Origin of the sequence: Rhodovulum kholense (genome assembly GCF_003053725.1) — a bacterium.
GTDB classification, from domain to species: Bacteria; Pseudomonadota; Alphaproteobacteria; order Rhodobacterales; family Rhodobacteraceae; genus Rhodovulum; species Rhodovulum kholense.
In genome coordinates this window covers 146,460-162,105 of the sequence record NZ_QAYC01000003.1, presented here as the reverse complement: position 1 = coordinate 162,105, position 15,646 = coordinate 146,460, and the positions used below count along the sequence as shown (strand labels likewise).

The 15,646-nt window shown below is 70.1% G+C and carries 19 protein-coding genes; 8 read left to right on the top strand and 11 right to left on the bottom strand.

The genetic code is table 11. The features are described 5' to 3' along the window. The first annotated feature begins 182 nt into the window (after positions 1-182). Both C8N38_RS05490 and argF read left to right on the top strand, forming a co-directional pair. On the top strand, positions 183-1,373 hold the full coding sequence (locus C8N38_RS05490; protein WP_108024732.1) for an aspartate aminotransferase family protein: 1,191 nt from the start codon (positions 183-185) through the stop codon (positions 1,371-1,373). Beyond that, positions 1,370-2,296, top strand: coding sequence for an ornithine carbamoyltransferase (gene argF / locus C8N38_RS05485; RefSeq protein ID WP_108024730.1), 927 nt, complete (start codon positions 1,370-1,372; stop codon positions 2,294-2,296). The genes C8N38_RS05490 and argF overlap by 4 nt, the downstream gene beginning before the upstream one ends. Positions 2,297-2,518: 222 nt before the next feature. Here argF and hrpB read toward each other — a convergent pair whose 3' ends face one another. Beyond that, a complete protein-coding gene (hrpB, locus tag C8N38_RS05480; RefSeq protein WP_108024728.1) occupies positions 2,519-4,960 on the bottom strand; it encodes an ATP-dependent helicase HrpB in 2,442 nt (813 codons plus the stop codon). 122 nt (positions 4,961-5,082) lie between these two features. Between hrpB and meaB the strand changes: the two genes are divergently transcribed. From meaB to C8N38_RS05455, 5 genes are all read left to right on the top strand, one after another. Next, the gene (gene meaB, locus C8N38_RS05475; protein ID WP_108024726.1) at positions 5,083-6,066 is read left to right on the top strand and encodes a methylmalonyl Co-A mutase-associated GTPase MeaB; all 984 of its coding nucleotides are present in this window, start codon (positions 5,083-5,085) and stop codon (positions 6,064-6,066) included. Between the two features lie 18 nt (positions 6,067-6,084). Then, positions 6,085-6,825 (top strand): glutamine amidotransferase, encoded by a 741-nt coding sequence (locus C8N38_RS05470; protein ID WP_108024724.1) that lies wholly within the window; start codon positions 6,085-6,087, stop codon positions 6,823-6,825. A 127-nt stretch (positions 6,826-6,952) separates the two neighbouring features. Beyond that, positions 6,953-7,240, top strand: a complete 288-nt coding sequence (gene rpmB, locus C8N38_RS05465; RefSeq protein WP_075785056.1) for a 50S ribosomal protein L28 — start codon at positions 6,953-6,955, stop codon at positions 7,238-7,240. 246 nt (positions 7,241-7,486) lie between these two features. Continuing rightward, positions 7,487-7,837, top strand: a complete 351-nt coding sequence (locus C8N38_RS05460) for a hypothetical protein (RefSeq protein WP_108024722.1) — start codon at positions 7,487-7,489, stop codon at positions 7,835-7,837. A 46-nt stretch (positions 7,838-7,883) separates the two neighbouring features. Beyond that, the gene (locus C8N38_RS05455; protein ID WP_108024720.1) at positions 7,884-8,366 is read left to right on the top strand and encodes a copper chaperone PCu(A)C; all 483 of its coding nucleotides are present in this window, start codon (positions 7,884-7,886) and stop codon (positions 8,364-8,366) included. Between the two features lie 48 nt (positions 8,367-8,414). On the opposite strand, the gene C8N38_RS05450 is transcribed toward C8N38_RS05455, so the two are convergent. Then, complete coding sequence (locus C8N38_RS05450) at positions 8,415-9,122, bottom strand: Sir2 family NAD-dependent protein deacetylase (protein WP_108024718.1); 708 nt, start codon at positions 9,120-9,122, stop codon at positions 8,415-8,417. A gap of 42 nt (positions 9,123-9,164) precedes the next feature. Between C8N38_RS05450 and C8N38_RS05445 the strand changes: the two genes are divergently transcribed. Beyond that, positions 9,165-9,617, top strand: a complete 453-nt coding sequence (locus C8N38_RS05445; protein ID WP_108024716.1) for a low molecular weight protein-tyrosine-phosphatase — start codon at positions 9,165-9,167, stop codon at positions 9,615-9,617. A gap of 11 nt (positions 9,618-9,628) precedes the next feature. On the opposite strand, the gene C8N38_RS05440 is transcribed toward C8N38_RS05445, so the two are convergent. From C8N38_RS05440 to C8N38_RS05400, 9 genes are all read right to left on the bottom strand, one after another. Next, complete coding sequence (locus C8N38_RS05440) at positions 9,629-10,585, bottom strand: 2-hydroxyacid dehydrogenase (RefSeq protein WP_108024714.1); 957 nt, start codon at positions 10,583-10,585, stop codon at positions 9,629-9,631. Continuing rightward, entirely contained in the window at positions 10,585-10,923 is a 339-nt protein-coding gene (locus tag C8N38_RS05435) for a tRNA-binding protein (protein ID WP_108024712.1), read from the bottom strand. The genes C8N38_RS05440 and C8N38_RS05435 overlap by 1 nt, the downstream gene beginning before the upstream one ends. Then, complete coding sequence (gene proC, locus C8N38_RS05430; RefSeq protein ID WP_108024710.1) at positions 10,920-11,741, bottom strand: pyrroline-5-carboxylate reductase; 822 nt, start codon at positions 11,739-11,741, stop codon at positions 10,920-10,922. Before proC ends, C8N38_RS05435 begins: the two co-directional genes overlap by 4 nt. Before the next feature lie 33 nt (positions 11,742-11,774). After that, positions 11,775-12,278, bottom strand: a complete 504-nt coding sequence (locus C8N38_RS05425; protein ID WP_108024708.1) for a type III secretion system chaperone family protein — start codon at positions 12,276-12,278, stop codon at positions 11,775-11,777. Positions 12,279-12,701: 423 nt separating this feature from the next. After that, positions 12,702-12,944, bottom strand: a complete 243-nt coding sequence (locus C8N38_RS05420) for a thioredoxin family protein (RefSeq protein WP_108024705.1) — start codon at positions 12,942-12,944, stop codon at positions 12,702-12,704. Between the two features lie 12 nt (positions 12,945-12,956). Beyond that, the gene (locus C8N38_RS05415) at positions 12,957-14,018 is read right to left on the bottom strand and encodes a permease (RefSeq protein ID WP_108024703.1); all 1,062 of its coding nucleotides are present in this window, start codon (positions 14,016-14,018) and stop codon (positions 12,957-12,959) included. After that, positions 14,015-14,305, bottom strand: a complete 291-nt coding sequence (locus tag C8N38_RS05410; RefSeq protein ID WP_108024701.1) for an ArsR/SmtB family transcription factor — start codon at positions 14,303-14,305, stop codon at positions 14,015-14,017. The genes C8N38_RS05415 and C8N38_RS05410 overlap by 4 nt, the downstream gene beginning before the upstream one ends. Before the next feature lie 213 nt (positions 14,306-14,518). Continuing rightward, a complete protein-coding gene (locus C8N38_RS21080) occupies positions 14,519-14,704 on the bottom strand; it encodes a hypothetical protein (RefSeq protein WP_146176228.1) in 186 nt (61 codons plus the stop codon). A gap of 673 nt (positions 14,705-15,377) precedes the next feature. Further along, positions 15,378-15,617, bottom strand: coding sequence for an accessory factor UbiK family protein (locus tag C8N38_RS05400; RefSeq protein WP_075785043.1), 240 nt, complete (start codon positions 15,615-15,617; stop codon positions 15,378-15,380). Positions 15,618-15,646 lie beyond the last annotated feature (29 nt).

The window sequence follows — 15,646 nt, the reverse complement described above, 5'->3', positions numbered from 1 at the left end:
ATGACCTGTTGCGTTCATATCCCTGCGCGCCGACGCCGCCGCCGTTTCTGAGACGGCCGCCTGCGCGTGCGCCCACGCGACACCACCTCCCCCCCCCCGCGCCCCGGCGCATTTCCGAAGACATTGACACCCCGTCCCGCCCGAGGCACCCATAGGGCCTCTTTTTCCGAAGGATTTCCCAGATGATCCCGTCCGTCCTGCCAACCTATAACCGCGCGCCGCTCAGCTTCGAGAGCGGCGAGGGCTCCTGGCTTGTCGCGACCGACGGCACGCGATACCTGGATCTCGGCGCCGGGATCGCGGTCAACGCGCTCGGCCATGCCCATCCCGCGCTGGTCGCGGCGCTGACCGCCCAGGCCAACCGGATCTGGCATCTGTCGAACCTCTACCACATCCCCGAGCAGGAGGCGCTGGCCGACGCGCTGGTCGAGAAGACCTTCGCCGACACGGTGTTCTTTACCAATTCGGGGACCGAGGCCTGCGAACTCGCCGTCAAGATGGCGCGGAAATACTGGTACGACAAAGGCCAGCCCGACCGGGTGAACATCGTCACCTTCTCGGGCGCCTTCCACGGCCGGTCCTCGGCCGCCATCGCGGCGGTGGGGTCCGAGAAGATGACCAAGGGGTTCGGGCCGCTTCTGCCGGGCTTCATCCACCTGCCCTTCGGCGCCCATGGCTCGGTGCTGCAGAACGCCATCGACGACACCGTCGCGGCCATTCTGGTCGAGCCCGTCCAGGGCGAGGGCGGCATCCGGCCCCTGCCCGATGCCTGCCTCAAGGGCCTGCGCGATCTCTGCGACGAGACCGGCGCGCTGCTGATCTATGACGAGGTGCAATGCGGGATGGGCCGGACCGGCAAGCTGTTCGCCCATGAATGGTCGGGCGCGGCACCCGATATCATGATGATCGCCAAGGGGATCGGCGGCGGCTTTCCTCTGGGGGCGGTGCTGGCCACCGAGGCCGCCGCGGCGGGCATGACGGTCGGCACCCATGGCTCGACCTATGGCGGCAACCCGCTGGCCTGTGCTGTCGGCAAGGCCGTGCTCGACATCGTCGCCGAGCCCGCCTTCCTCGACGAGGTGAACCGCAAGGCCGGGCTGTTCCGGCAGCGGCTCGAGGGGCTGGTCGCGAGCCATCCCGACATCTTCGAGGAGGTGCGCGGCGCGGGGCTGATGCTGGGGCTGAAATGCCGGGCCGCGAATACCGATCTGGTGCAGGCGGGCTATGCCCAGCATCTGCTGACGGTGCCCGCGGCTGACAATGTGGTGCGGCTGCTGCCGGCGCTGACCATCACCGATGACGAAATCGCCGAGGCGGTGACCCGGCTCGATGCGGCCGCCACGGCCGTCGCAGCCAAGGAGGCCCGGGCATGACCCATTTTCTCGATATTGCCACGACCGAGCCCGCCGATCTGAGGGGGATCCTCGACAAGGCCCTGGCGATGAAGCGGGCCCGCGCCGGGCGCAGCAAGGGCGCGCCCGATGACGACCGGCCGCTTGACGGGCGGATGGTGGCGCTGATCTTCGAAAAGCCCTCGACCCGGACCCGGATCAGCTTTGATGTTGGCGTGCGGCAGATGGGCGGAGAGACCATGGTGCTGTCCGGCAAGGACATGCAGCTGGGTCATGGCGAGACCATCGCCGACACCGCGCGGGTGCTGTCGCGCTATGTCGACCTGATCATGATCCGGACCTTCGAGGAGGCGACGCTGCAGGAGATGGCGGATTATGCCAGCGTGCCGGTGATCAACGGGCTCACGAACCGCACCCATCCCTGCCAGATCATGGCGGACCTGCTGACCTTCGAGGAACATCGCGGGCCGATTGCCGGGCGCAAGGTGGTCTGGTCGGGCGACGGCAACAATGTCTGCGCCTCGTTCATCCAGGCCGCCGGGCAGCTTGGCTTCGATCTGACCTTCACTGGCCCCGCGACGCTCGACCCCGAGGCCGTCTTCGTCGAAGCGGCGCGGGCGAAGGGGGCGACCGTCACCATCGAGCGCGATCCGCTGAAGGCTGTCGAAGGCGCCGATCTGGTGGTGACCGACACCTGGGTGTCGATGCACGATCCGCAATCGGCGCGCGAGCGGCGGCATAACCAGCTGCGCCCCTATCAGGTGAACGAGCGGCTGATGGAAGCGGCGAAGCCCGATGCCCTGTTCATGCATTGCCTGCCCGCGCATCGCAACGAGGAAGCCACCAATGCGGTGATGGACGGGCCGCATTCGGTGATCTTCGATGAGGCCGAAAACCGGCTGCATGCCCAGAAGGCGGTGATGCGCTACTGTCTCGGCGTTTAGGACCCGGCAAGCGGGGCGCTCCCGCCCCCGGATCCGCACGGGGCTGCGCCCCGCTTGTCCGGCGTTGGGCCGGGCCGCGCGCGTTCCGCGCGCGGCGCCTCCGGCGGGGGTATTTGGCCCAAGAAGACGGGACGGGGCGCATTCCGAGGCGACGGCCGACCGGCCGGAGCCGAGACAAGAGCCTTGCGCCGCACGGCGCTCCGTCTTGCAAGCGCTGTTTCGTCAGTTCCGGCGTTTGGTGCGGAGCGTCGGGTCGGCGGCGGTCGGGTCCTCGGGCCAGGGATGGCGGGGATAACGGCCGCGCATCTCCTTGCGCACATCGGCATAGCTGGTCGCCCAGAAGCCCGGCAGGTCCATGGTGACCTGGACCGGGCGACTGCCCGGCGACAACAGCGTGATCCGGAGCGGCAGGCGCCTTGGGCCGACCGTCGGGTGCCGGGTCACGCCGAAAAGCTCCTGCAGGCGCAGCGCGATCCCCGGGGCCTCGGCGTCGTAGTCGATGGGGATCTTTCGGCCCAGCGGCGTTTCGAAACTGGCAGGTGCGAGACGATCGACCATCTGCCGCGCCTCCCAGTCAAGGCGGCCGGTCAGTGCAGGCAGCGGGTCGAAGCGTTTGAGGTCCTCCGCCGTCCTAAGCCCGCCCAGATGGGGCAGCAGCCAGTCCTCGAGGTCCGCTATCAGTCCGGAATCGGAGCAATCGGGCAGATCCGCGCCCTCGGCGCGCAAAAGCTCTACCCGTGCGCGGAAACGGCGCGTCGCATCGGTCCAGGGCAGGCCGAGGCTGCGGACGCCCTCCAGCATCGCGCGTGCCACGGCCTCGGACGGAGCGCCGGGCCAATTGCGATCCTCCAGCACCAGCGCGCCGAAGCGTTCCTGCCGCCGCGCGGTTACCCGGGCCTCGCGCCGGGACCAGGCGCAGACCTCCTGCCAGGCGATGGCCGGGCCATGCACGGCGCGCAAATCCGCCTCGGACAGCGGGGCGGCCAGGCGCACGCGTGCCTCGCGGGTGTCGCCGTCGAGATCGAGCGCCACGATCAGCCGCTGGCCCGCCAGCGGATCGGCCGGATCGATCACCGCCCCCTTGCCGCCGGACAGCACATAGCGCGGGTCATCGCCCTTCCGCCGCAGCCCGATCCGGTCGGGATAGGCCAGCGCCGCCATCTCGCCCGGGCCCATCGGGCGGGGGGCGTCGGGGGCCTGTGCGGCGAGACGTTTGGCCTCGGTCCGGATCCGGGCCAGCGCGCCCCGGTCGGGCGGCACCGGGGTCGGCGCCGTCGGGTCGGCGATGCAGCGCAGGCGCAGCGCCAGATCGCTGCCCGCCCCGCGCAGCGGATCGCGGTCGGACAGGAGCGCGGCCAGAGGCGCCGCCTGACGCCCCGCCGAAAGCAGCATATGCACGAGCCGGGGGTGCAGCGGCAGCGCCGCCAGCGCGCGGCCATGCGCGGTGATCCGCCCGGTGGCGTCGAGCGCGCCGAGCCCGGCAAGCAGCGCCCGCGCCTCGGCGAAGGCGCCTGGATTGGGCGGCGTCAGGAAGGCCAGATCCTCGGGGCCGGACGCGCCCCAGGCCGCCAGTTCCAGTGCCAGCCCGGTCAGGTCGCCCGCCTCGATCTCGGCCGGAGGATAGGCGGCCAGCGCGCCCTCCTCGCCCTTCGTCCAGAGCCGGTAGCAGACGCCCTCGGCCACGCGCCCGGCCCGGCCGCGGCGCTGGTCGGCCTCGGCCCGAGTGACCCGTTCTGTCACCAGCCGCGACATGCCCGAGTTCGGATCGAACCGGGCACGCCGGGCGCGGCCCGCATCGACCACCACGCGGACATCCTCGATGGTCAGCGAGGTTTCGGCGATGGCCGTCGCCAGCACCAGCTTGCGGCCCTCGCGCGCGGGCCGGATCGCGGCCTGCTGTTCGGCAAAGGGCAGCGCGCCATAAAGCGGGCGGATCGCGCAGTCGGCGGGCAACCGCCCCTGCAACGCTGCGGCACAGCGCCGGATCTCGGCCTCGCCGGGCAGAAAGACCAGAACGCCGCCTTCGGTCTCGGCCGCGGCCTGGGCCACAAGATCCGCCGCCGCCTCGGCCAGCCGCGCGCCCTTCGGCAGGGGCGCCGGCAGCCAGCGGGTCTCGACCGGGAAGGCCCGGCCCCCGGAGGTCACGACCGGTGCGTCCTCCATCAGCGCGGCGACCGGGGCCGCGTCGAGCGTCGCCGACATCACCAGCAGGACCAGATCGTCGCGCAGCGCCTGGCGTGCCTCCCAGGCCAGCGCCAGTCCCAGATCGGCACTCAGCGAGCGTTCGTGAAACTCGTCGAAGATCACCGCACCGATGCCCTCGAGCCCCGGATCGGACTGGATCATCCGGGTCAGGATGCCTTCGGTCACGACCTCGATCCGGGTGGCGCGGCCGGTCTTCGCCTCGCCCCGGATACGGTAGCCCACGGTCTGGCCGACCGGCTCGCCCAGGGTCTCGGCCATCCGTTCGGCGGCGGCGCGCGCGGCCAGGCGCCGCGGCTCGAGCATCACGATCCGTCCCGCCGTCAGCCCGGCCTGCAGGATCGCCAGCGGCACCCGCGTGGTCTTGCCCGCCCCGGGCGGCGCCTGCAATACGGCCCGGCCCGCACGGGCGAGGGCCGCGGTCAGCTCGGGCAGGACGGCGTCGATGGGCAAGGGCGTCATGCCCGCCTTATGGGCCAAACCGCCGCGCCGGGCCAGAGGGCGCGGCAGCCCGCCCGGGGGGCTGGACAGCCGGGCCCCGGCAGGGCAAGACAGGGGCCGCCCCTGACGATCCGGAGCCGCCGATGACCCCTGACGAGCTTGCCCCCCGCATCAAGTCCGGCGAACGCCGGGCGCTTGCCCGGGCGATCACCCTGATCGAAAGCGGCCGCGAGGATCACCGCGCCCAGGCGCAGGAGCTTCTGGGCCTTCTGGCCGACGCGCCCGGCCAGGCGCTGCGGATCGGGCTGTCGGGCACGCCGGGCGTCGGCAAGTCGACCTTCATCGAAAGCTTCGGGATGATGCTGACCGCCGAGGGCCACAAGGTCGCGGTGCTGGCGGTCGACCCGTCCTCGGCGCGCTCTGGCGGGTCCATCCTCGGCGACAAGACCCGGATGGAACGGCTGTCGCGCGAGCCCAACGCCTTCATCCGCCCCTCGCCCAGCCAGTCGGCGCTGGGGGGCGTCGCGCGCCGCACCCGCGAGGCGGTGGCGCTGTGCGAGGCGGCGGGCTTCGGCATCGTGCTGATCGAAACCGTGGGGGTCGGCCAGTCCGAGACCATGGTGGCCGAGATGACCGATCTGTTCGTGCTGCTGATGGCGCCCGCGGGCGGCGACGAGCTGCAGGGGGTCAAGCGCGGCATCATGGAAATGGCCGACCTGATCCTTGTGAACAAGGCCGATGGCGATCTGAAGCCCGCCGCCGAACGCACCCGGGCCGATTACGCGGGCGCGCTGCACCTCTTGCGCCGCCGCCCGCAGGACCCCGAGGGGTTCCCCAAGGCGGTCGCGGTCTCGGCGGTCGAGGACCGCGGCCTGCGCGAGGCCTGGGACGATATGCAGGCGCTTGCCGACTGGCGCCGCGAGAACGGCCATTTCGACGCCCGCCGCGCCGCCCAGGCGCGCTACTGGTTCACCGAAGAGGTCCGCCGCGGCCTGCTGGCCCGGCTTGACCGCGACCCGGCGATGCGGGCGCGCATGACGGATCTGGGCGAGAAGGTCGCGGCCGGCGAGCTGACCGTCGCCCATGCCTCGGCCGAGATGCTGGCAGCCCTCGGCGTCACCGCCTGAGCCTGCGGAGGGCGCCCCATGAAGCCCTTCCTGATCCTTCAGCTGCGCCCCGAAACCGAAGCCGCCGACGACGAATACGCGGCCTTCCTGCAGAAAGGCAGGCTCGCCCCCGAAAACGCCCGCCGCCTGCGGCTCGATTGCGAACCCCTGCCCCCGGATCTCGCGCTCGACGCCTTTTCGGGCGTGATCGTGGGCGGCGGCCCGGGCTGCATCTCGGACGGCGAGGCCGCGAAATCCGAAACCGACCGCCGGATCGAGGCCGCGATCCTCGGCCTTCTGCCCGAGATCACCGCCCGCGACCTGCCGTTCCTCGGCTGCTGCTACGGCATCGGCCTTCTGGCCCACCATCTTGGCGCGCCGGTGGCCAAGGGCCGCTTTGGCGAACCGGTCGGCGCCACCACCTGCCGCCTGACCGAGGCCGGGCGCGCCGACCCGCTGACCCGCAACTTGCCCGAAACCTTCGCGGCCTTCGTCGGCCACAAGGAGGCGGTCGAGGCGTTGCCCCCCGGCTGTGCCCATCTGCTGGCCTCGGCCCCCTGCCCGTTCCAGATGATCCGCCACGGCGCCAATGTCTACGCCACCCAGTTCCACCCCGAGGCCGACAGCGCGGGCTTCGAGCTGCGGATCCGGATCTATCGCGACCGGGGCTATTTCCCGCCCGAGGCGGCCGACGACCTGATCGCGCTGTGCCGGGCCCAGGCGGTCGACTGGCCGGAAACCATCCTCGCCCGGTTCGTCGCGCGCTTTGCCCGCCCGTGATCCGGCGGAGCCAAGGCCGGGGATGAATCGCTTGACCTCGCCCCCTCTTCCCCCTATTAGGCCCGGACGGATTTCTCGGCGCTGCCTTTGCGGCGTCGGTCGCTTTATCGAAACGAGGATATGAACCATGTCGCGCGTCTGCGAACTGACCGGCAAAGGGCCGATGACCGGCAACAATGTCAGCCACGCCCATAACAAGACCAGGCGCCGGTTCCTGCCGAACCTCAACGAGGTCACGCTGATCTCGGACGTTCTGGGCCGGGCGTTCAAGTTCCGCGTGTCGGCCGCCGGCCTGCGCACCGTCGATCACCGTGGCGGTCTGGACAACTTCCTGGCCAAAGCTCGCGACGCCGAGCTGTCGGACAAGGCCCTGAAGGTCAAGAAAGAGATCGAAAAGGCCCAGGCCACCGCCTGATCCGGCGCGACCGGCCTGCCTTGCGACATTGCTTGACGGCCCCGCACCCGCGGGGCCTTTCGCGTTTCCCCTTTCTTCTTGGCGCAAATACCCCCGCCGGAGGCGCCGCGCGCTTGCGCGCGGCCGGGCCCAAGGCCGGGCAAGCGGGGCGAAGCCCCGTGCGGGCCGGAGGCGGGAGCCCCCCGCCCCGGCTCCCTTTGGCGAATCCGGATCGCGCCGGGCCTCGAGTCGTTCTAGGATCGCGCCATGACCCGGCTCCGCCCCGCCTTCGGCCTCGGCCTTGCCCTCCTGCTGGCGCTCACCTCGCTGAGCCTCGCGGCGGCGCGCGCCACGCCGCGCCCGGTGGACCGGATCGTGCTCTGCACCGGTTTCGGCCTGCAGACCGTCGAGATCGACGCAACCGGCCACCCGGTCGGCGCGCCCCATATCTGCCCCGACGGTCTGGCGGCGCTGGCGGCTCTTGCCCTCTCGCCTCCCGTGCTGCCGCTGCGGACGCTCCGCGCCCGGCCGCTTGACCGCCGCAGCCACGCCCCCGCGCCCTGCGGACGCCGCCCGCCAAAACCCCGGTCGCGCGCGCCTCCCGCTTTCATCGCCTGACCCCGACGACCCTTGTTTCAGACCTTGAAGGACCAGGAGGCCAGCGATGTCCCTGAAAACCACCCTTGCCGCGAGCCTGATCGCGCTCGCTCCCGCCCTGCCCGCCGCCGCGGGCGATATCGCCGTCGAAGGCGCCTATGCCCGCGCCTCGTCGATGATGGCGCAATCCGGCGCCGCCTTCATGACCCTCGTCAATAGCGGCGCCACCGACGACCGGCTGATCGCGGCCGCCTCGGACGCCGCCGACCGGGTCGAGTTGCACACCCATGTCTCGGACGCCAATGGCGTGATGCAGATGATCGAGGTCAAGGAGGGCTTCCCGGTGCCCGCCCATGGAAGCCACGAACTGCGCCGGGGCGGCGATCACGTGATGCTGCTGGGACTGACCCGCTCGCTGACCGAGGGTGACAGCGTCCACCTGACGCTGACCTTCGAACAGGCCGGCACGGTCGAGGTCGACGCCCCGGTCGGGGTCGTCCGCCAGCCGATGGGCGGCCAGATGGGCTCGCGGCCGGCCATGGGGAACTGACAGGCCGGGACAGAACCCGGCGCCGGGGGCCGAACGGCCTCCGGCATGTCATCCCCTTGTCAGCTCGTTCAGACACTCCTCGACCCAGACCGGCACGATCCCCGAGGCCGGACCGTGCCGCACCCGGTCGAAATCGCTGACCGTCTCGGAGGGCTCCAGGTTCAGCTCCAGCGTCTCGGCCCCGGCGCGCGATGCATCCTGCACGAAAGCCGCCGCCGGATAGACATTGCCCGAGGTGCCGATCGCCACGAACAGATCGGCCGACCGCAGCGCCTCCCAGATCTCGTCCATGTAATAGGGCATCTCGCCGAACCAGACGATGTCGGGCCGGGTCGCGGGCGCGCCGCAGGCGGGGCACGGATCCTCGGCCCGCATCACCGGCGGGGCCGCCCAATCCGCGCCGCAGGCCGCACAGCGCGCCCGCGCCAGTTGCCCGTGCATGTGCCAGACCGCGCGGCTTCCGGCGCGCTCGTGCAGATCGTCGACATTCTGGGTCACGATCCGGACCGCCCCCGGCGGCAGCGCGGCCTCGAGCCGGGCCAGCGCCAGATGCGCCGGGTTCGGCGCCGCCTCGGCCGCATTCCGGCGGCGCGCATTGTAGAACTCCATCACCAGCGCGGGGTTGCGGGCAAAGCCCTCGGGCGTCGCCACGTCGTTCAGGTCGTAGCGGGTCCAGAGCCCGTCCACGTCGCGAAACGTGCCAAGCCCGCTTTCGGCCGAAATCCCGGCCCCGGTGAGAATCACGATCTTGGTCATCGGGCGTACCTCCACTATCCCTCAGAGCAAAAGGAGGCCGCCATGACCACCCGAATCCTGTTCGTCTGTCTGGGCAATATCTGCCGCTCGCCGACCGCGCACGGGGTCTTTCAAACCCTGGCCGAGGCCGAAGGGCTGGCAGTCGAGGTCGAAAGCGCGGGCACCGGCGGCTGGCATGTGGGCGATCCGCCCGATCCGCGCGCGATCCGTGCCGCGGCCGGGCGCGGCTATGACCTTACCGCCTTGCGCGCCCGGCAGGTCAAGGCGGCCGATTTCGCGGCCTACGATCTGATCCTCGCCATGGACCGCTCGAACCTCACGGCCCTGGAACGGATGCGCCCCATCGACAGCGAAACCCCCGTCAGGCTGTTTCTCGACTTTGCCGACGCCGACCGCGACGAGCTGCCCGACCCCTATTACGACGGCAGCTTCGATCTGGTGCTCGATCTGGTCGAGGACGCCTCGCGCGGGCTCATCCGCCATCTGGCGGGCTGAGCCCCGACCGCTCAGCCGACCGGATTGGGCAGCGGCCGGCCGTCCAGATGGGCGCGGATATTCTCGACCGCCATCATCCCCATGGCGGTCCTGACCTCCAGCGTCGCCGTGCCCAGATGCGGCAGCAGCGTCACGTTCTCGCGGCGCCTTAGCGCCTCGGGCACCTCGGGTTCGAATTCGTAGACATCGAGCCCCGCCCCCGCGATCTTGCCCGCCTCGAGCGCCGCGATCAGCGCCGCCTCGTCGACCACCTCGCCACGCGAGATGTTAACCAGATGCGCGGTGGGCTTCATCGCCGCCAGCACGCCGGCCCCGATCAGATGCCGGGTCGCCGCCCCGCCCGGCACCGCCGAGACGAGGATATCGGCCTCGGCCGCCAGCGCCTCGGGACTGCCCAGCGCGCGGGCCGGGAAATCCAGATCCTTCGGGCTGCGGGTATGGTAGAGAACCTCCATGCCGAAGCCGAAATGACAGCGCCGGGCGATGGCCTGCCCGATATTGCCCATGCCGAGAATGCCGACCGTCCGGCCGGTGACATGCAGGCCCAGCATCTGGGTCGGATGCCAGCCCTGCCAGTCGCCCGCGCGCACCAGCCGTTCGCCTTCGCCCGCGCGGCGGCAGGTCATCAGGATCAGCATCATGCCGATATCGGCGGTCGCATCGGTCACGGCGCCGGGCGTGTTGGTGACGGCCACCCCGGCCGCCTTTGCCGCCGCCACGTCGATATGGTTGAAACCGACGCCGAAATTGGCCAGCAGGCGCGCGCGGGGCGCAGGCACATCGGCAAAGACCGCGGCCGAGAACGCATCGCCCAGCGTCGGCAGCACGATGTCATAGCCCGTCAGCGCGGCGCGCAGCTCGGCGGGCGACAGCGGCAGCGTCGACGCGCGGAACTCGGGTTCGCCCAAGGCCCGGACCGCCTCGGCGACCGTCCCGGGCATCGGGCGGGTGACAAGGATCTTCGCCATCAGAACAGCCGCCCGCCCAGGGGCACGTCCTTGTCGGGCACGATCAGCACGACCTCGCCGTTCTCGTCGGGCAGGCCCAGCACCAGAACCTCGGAGCGGACCTTGCCGATCTGGCGCGGCGGGAAATTGACGACGCCCAGCACGCGGCGGCCCGGCAGGTCCTCGGGCGTGTAATGGGCCGTGATCTGGGCCGAGCTTTTCTTCTCGCCGATCTCGGGGCCGAAATCGACCCAGAGCTTGATCGCGGGCTTGCGCGCCTCGGGATAGGGCTCGGCCCGGGTGATCCGGCCCACGCGGATATCGACCTTGAGGAAATCGTCGAAGGAAATCTCGCTCATGCGCCCAGCTCCCTGCCCCGTGCCGTCGCTGCCGCGACCGCCTTTTCCAGAAGCGGCGGAAAGCCGGTCTCGGGGTCCATCAGCACCGCCAGCGCGGCCGCGGTGGTGCCGCCCGGCGAGGTCACGTTGATGCGCAGTTGGGCGGGGTCCTCGGCGGCCTCCTCGGCCAGCTGCCCCGCCCCCGCGACCGTGGCCCTGGCCAGTTTCATCGCCATTTCCGGCGGCAGGCCAGCGGCTTCGCCCGCCTTGGCGAGCGTCTCTATCAGGTGGAACACATAGGCGGGCCCCGAGCCGGAAACGGCCGTCACCGCATCCATCTGGCTTTCGTCGTCCAGCCGCACCGTCTGGCCCACCGCCGACAGAAGCGTCTCGGCCAGCGCCAGCCCGGCCTCGTCGACCTTGGCGTTGCCGATCAGCGCGGTGATGCCGCGCCCGACGGCGGCGGGGGTGTTCGGGATGGTCCGCACCACCGGCGCCCCGGCCCCCAGCCGGTCCGCGAAATAGCCCAGCGTCTTGCCCGCCGCGATCGAGACGAAAAGCGTCTGCCCATCGGCAAAACCCGCGACCTGCGGCAGCGCCTCGTCCATCAGCTGCGGCTTGACCGCGATCAGCACCAGCGCGGGCGCCTCGGGCAGGTCCTCGTTGAGGTGAAGCCCCTCGGCCGCGCGGGCGCGCAGCCAGTCGGACGGGTGCGGGTCGATGGCCCAGACCGCGCCCGCGGGCAGGCCGCGTTTCAGCCAGCCCTCGAGCAGCGCAGAGCCCATCTTGCCGCAGCCCAGAAGCACCAGCCCCCGGGCGGAAAGGTCGTCGAATTGCATGGTCGCCCCCTTTACGCCTGTCGGGGCGCGAGGTTAGGCGCGCCCGAAGGCATCCGCAATGGCCACCTGCAAGGCATTGGCGGGCGTGCGGTCGGCCCAGACCACCAGCTGGAAGGCCGGGTAGAACCGTTCGCAGGACGAGACCGCCGCCTGGATCAGCTGATCGACCTGTTCGGGGCTGGCGGTTTGCCCGCCCGACAGCATCAGCCCGTGGCGCCAGACCATCAGCCGCTGGTCGCGCCAGAAGGTGAAGGCCCCGGCCCAGCACATGTCGTTGGTGGCGTTGAGCGCCTCGTAAAGCGCGGGCAGCCGTTCGGGCGGCGGCTCCATCTCGAAGGTGCAGATCAGTCGCAGGGTCTCGTCGAAGCCCGACCAGGCGAGCGTGATCGAATAGGTCCGCCACTGGCCCACCACCGCCATCGCGATCTGGTCGTCGGCGACCCGGTCGAATTCCCAGTCGTGATGCGATGCGAGGGTCTCGACGAGGTCGATGGGGTGGATCTCGTCGCTCAGCAGGAAGTCTTCGGAAGTTCGCATGCCCGGCCTCTTTGTTTTCTAGCCCAAGCCGACCCGAGGCCCACTAGGCTTTGGTTCCTGCTCTAGGTCCGGGGTGATATCCCCGTCTCCTCACAAAATATGGTGAGGGGAAAGCCGGAGGCTGTAAAGCGAATTTTTGTTAAGATTGAACGACGCACCGCAATATCTTGTGGACAACCGGGGCGGCGCGAAACGGGGCTTCGGATCGGGACGAGCCGGCGTTGAGGCCCGGGGCATCGGCCCGGCAGAACGCCTCCCCCTGCCCGGCGAGCCCTGGAACGGACCTGATCGTCGGGCGGTCGGTCCGCCCCTGAAAACCGCTGGCGCGAAGCGTTCAGGCCCGTCGCGGGACCGTCGCGAAGGCCATTGAGGGGAAAGGCGGCCGCGCTCTGCGGCGCTGACGGGTCGACGCCCCCGGCCGGATCAGGATGATTCCGAAAGCCAGCCTTCAAGCCTGCCCGCATCCGGCAGGCCTCCGGAATGAACCAGCTTGCCATTGACGGAAACGCCCGGCGTGGACATCACGCCCGCCATGGCGATGGATCTGGGATCGGTGACCTTTTCGACATCCACCTCGATCCCGAGTTTCGCTGCGGCCTCCCGGACCATCGCGGCTGTTGTTTCGCAGCGTTTGCATCCGGGGCCGTAGACCTTGACGGTTTTCATGATGGCGTCCTTTCAGAAGAGCACGTTGAACAGAAAACCGACCGCCAGAATGCCGCTGGCCACGACACCGATGAAGACGGCGATCAGGCGCAGCGTCAGCACCTGCCGAAGAATGATCATCTCGGGCAGGGAGAGCGCGATCACGCTCATCATGAAGGCCAGAACAGTGCCCAGAGCGGCGCCCTTGCCCAAGAGCGCCTCGACGATGGGAATCACACCGGCGGCGTTCGTGTACATGGGAATGCCCAGGATCACGGCGGCGGGCACCGACCACCAGGCGTCCGCACCCATGATCCGCACCATCAGGTCCTCGGGCACATAGCCGTGGATCACCGCGCCGAGGCCGATGCCGAGGACGATCCAGAGCCAGACCTTGCCGAAGATCTCGCGCACCGCCTCGATGCCGTGCCTGTAGCGGTCGGCCATGGACAGCCGCTTGCCCGCGACGCCTCCCGGGGCGGCGGCGCCCGAATGGATCTCGCGCACCCAGTCCTGCAACCAGCCTTCCAGCCGCAGCTTGCCGATGACGACGCCCGCCAGGATGGCGATGCCCAGCCCGAAGGCCAGATAGGCCAGCGCCACCTGCCAGCCGACCAGGCCGAAGAGCAGGACCAGCGCGACCTCGTTCACCATCGGCGCGGCGATCAGGAAGGAGAAGGTGACGCCCAGAGGCACGCCCGCCGAAACAAACCCGATGAAGAGCGGCACGGCCGAGCAGGAACAGAATGGCGTGAAGATCCCCAGCCCCGCCGACAGGACATTGCCGGCGCCCTCGCGTTTTCCCGACAGCAACGCGCGGGTCTTTTCGGGCGAGAAATAGCTGCGCACCACGCCCATGGCGAAGACGATCAGCGTCAGCAGCAGCATCACCTTCGGCACATCGTAGAAGAAGAAGGCCAGAGCCTCGCCGGCGTGACTATGCCGGTTCACCGGAACCTGTCCGGAGAGGCGTTCCGCAAGCGGGCCGAGCAGGTGATAGAGAAGCCCCCACAGCAGGACCGCCCCGGCAACGCCGAGGTGCCACGGCCATTCAGGTCGAGGCCGACGGATCGTTCGAGCGGCCCCAACGTTCATGCCGCGCTCCGTTCCCCGTCCGCGGAGGCGGCAAGCGCGGCCGCGACGATGGCGCGAATCCCCGCGGGCATGTCGGGGTTCAGGCGATAGCGGACCCATTGCGCGTCGCGGCGGTCGGTGACCAGACCGGCCTGCTTGAGCACCTTCATGTGCCGCGACATCCTGCTTTGGGTGGCATCGAGCCTGGCCATCAATTCGCAGACGCAATGCTCCGACCCGTCCTCGAGCAGGCGCATCGCCTCCAGCCGGGTGGGCTCGGCAAGGGCTGCGAGACTGGACAGCACCATGGGTCACCTCCGCTCATGCGCATTTGCGCATGAACGGCAACATACGTCCTTGATATGGCTCAATCCGTGCGGCACGGGCCGGGCCGACAGCGCAGGGGTCAGGCGGGTCGGCGGCGCCGGGTTTTCCGCCGCGTCCTTCCGTTCTCCGGACATGAGAAACCCGCGCCGGGGCGCGGGTCGGGCAGGTGGGAGCTGTCGAGGTCCAAAGGCGGATCAGGTCTCGAGGCCAGCCTGGAGGGCGTCGTTCTTGCGGAAGAGCGTCTCGTGGCGTTCATGGGTCAAGGAGGTGGCGGCGGCGGTCATGCCGGCCTTCTCGACCCGGACCTCGGTGAGTTCGTCCGGAGTCGGCCCCCCTGCCCCGCGGAGGACGGCGAGCGCCGTGGCATCGACGGTCAGCATGATCAGACTGTTCAGATCGGCGATCTCGGGGAGGACGAAGGGGCCCAGAACTCGCTGTCCCCAAGGCGGGCGACGGGAGTATACGATGCGGTAGGTGGGCGCGATCCCGCTGCGGTTCCTGACGCGGCCCGGCGTAGCAGTCGGCCCGGGGCTCGGCACAGACCGGACCGCGACCCGGCGCAGCCTCTCGGCCTGTTTCTCAAGCGGCCCATGGTCCGGTTGCACGACGGTGCACGGCTGTCGGGGAAGACTCCGGACTCGCGCGCGCCGCGCGCCTCCGACCTACAGGACGGGTTATGCGGACGGGGCACCCCGGCGCCCGATGCCGCGCTCTGCCGGACATTGCCCGGCGGTGTCGCGCCGGGAGAACTTGGTTGGCGATCGTTGCGTCCGGCATCGGGCTTCAACTGCGTGAGGGTTCGCCTGACGGCACGACGCTCGAAGCCCCACTGGCCGTCAAAGACGCCATTGCGGCCCGGTCCCGGAACCACCGGCCCGACCACCGCGCGCGGGCGACAGATGTCTCACAGGCACCAAAGCCCCGGGCTGGGGCCATACCCGTCCCCCGGGCCCCGAATTTTCGCAGAAAATTCGCCCCCTTCGCCCGCCCGAACGCCTCCGGGGTCCCTCAGGGCGGCCCTGCCCGCGCCCCGCTCCGGGCCGATCCTCTGCGCTATTTCGCTTCCAGGGCCGCGATCCGGGCCTTCAGCGCCTCGTTTTCCTCGCGCGCTTTCTGGGCCATTGCGCGCACCGCGTCGAATTCCTCGCGGGTCACGAAATTGCGGTCGGCAAGCCAGCGATCGAGCATGCTCTTCATCGCCGTCTCGGCCTCGTCCTTGGCACCCTGGGCCACGCCCATGGCATTCGTCATCAGCTTCGACATGTCGTCGAGAAATTTGTTGCGGGTCTGCATGGCGGCCTCTGGCATTTACATTCGCGCCC

What these genes read in the sequence shown, in the direction of transcription:
- C8N38_RS05455 (WP_108024720.1), top strand. Translation starts at nt 7,884, where the DNA reads ATGTCCCTGAAAACCACCCTTGCCGCGAGCCTGATCGCGCTCGCTCCC.
- C8N38_RS05435 (WP_108024712.1), bottom strand. Translation starts at nt 10,923, where the DNA reads ATGAGCGAGATTTCCTTCGACGATTTCCTCAAGGTCGATATCCGCGTG.
- C8N38_RS05470 (WP_108024724.1), top strand. Translation starts at nt 6,085, where the DNA reads ATGAAGCCCTTCCTGATCCTTCAGCTGCGCCCCGAAACCGAAGCCGCC.
- argF (WP_108024730.1), top strand. Translation starts at nt 1,370, where the DNA reads ATGACCCATTTTCTCGATATTGCCACGACCGAGCCCGCCGATCTGAGG.
- proC (WP_108024710.1), bottom strand. Translation starts at nt 11,741, where the DNA reads ATGCAATTCGACGACCTTTCCGCCCGGGGGCTGGTGCTTCTGGGCTGC.
- C8N38_RS05445 (WP_108024716.1), top strand. Translation starts at nt 9,165, where the DNA reads ATGACCACCCGAATCCTGTTCGTCTGTCTGGGCAATATCTGCCGCTCG.
- meaB (WP_108024726.1), top strand. Translation starts at nt 5,083, where the DNA reads ATGACCCCTGACGAGCTTGCCCCCCGCATCAAGTCCGGCGAACGCCGG.
- C8N38_RS21080 (WP_146176228.1), bottom strand. Translation starts at nt 14,704, where the DNA reads ATGCTGACCGTCGATGCCACGGCGCTCGCCGTCCTCCGCGGGGCAGGG.
- C8N38_RS05440 (WP_108024714.1), bottom strand. Translation starts at nt 10,585, where the DNA reads ATGGCGAAGATCCTTGTCACCCGCCCGATGCCCGGGACGGTCGCCGAG.
- hrpB (WP_108024728.1), bottom strand. Translation starts at nt 4,960, where the DNA reads ATGACGCCCTTGCCCATCGACGCCGTCCTGCCCGAGCTGACCGCGGCC.
- C8N38_RS05460 (WP_108024722.1), top strand. Translation starts at nt 7,487, where the DNA reads ATGACCCGGCTCCGCCCCGCCTTCGGCCTCGGCCTTGCCCTCCTGCTG.
- C8N38_RS05415 (WP_108024703.1), bottom strand. Translation starts at nt 14,018, where the DNA reads ATGAACGTTGGGGCCGCTCGAACGATCCGTCGGCCTCGACCTGAATGG.
- C8N38_RS05490 (WP_108024732.1), top strand. Translation starts at nt 183, where the DNA reads ATGATCCCGTCCGTCCTGCCAACCTATAACCGCGCGCCGCTCAGCTTC.
- C8N38_RS05450 (WP_108024718.1), bottom strand. Translation starts at nt 9,122, where the DNA reads ATGACCAAGATCGTGATTCTCACCGGGGCCGGGATTTCGGCCGAAAGC.
- C8N38_RS05425 (WP_108024708.1), bottom strand. Translation starts at nt 12,278, where the DNA reads ATGCGAACTTCCGAAGACTTCCTGCTGAGCGACGAGATCCACCCCATC.
- C8N38_RS05400 (WP_075785043.1), bottom strand. Translation starts at nt 15,617, where the DNA reads ATGCAGACCCGCAACAAATTTCTCGACGACATGTCGAAGCTGATGACG.
- C8N38_RS05410 (WP_108024701.1), bottom strand. Translation starts at nt 14,305, where the DNA reads ATGGTGCTGTCCAGTCTCGCAGCCCTTGCCGAGCCCACCCGGCTGGAG.
- C8N38_RS05420 (WP_108024705.1), bottom strand. Translation starts at nt 12,944, where the DNA reads ATGAAAACCGTCAAGGTCTACGGCCCCGGATGCAAACGCTGCGAAACA.
- rpmB (WP_075785056.1), top strand. Translation starts at nt 6,953, where the DNA reads ATGTCGCGCGTCTGCGAACTGACCGGCAAAGGGCCGATGACCGGCAAC.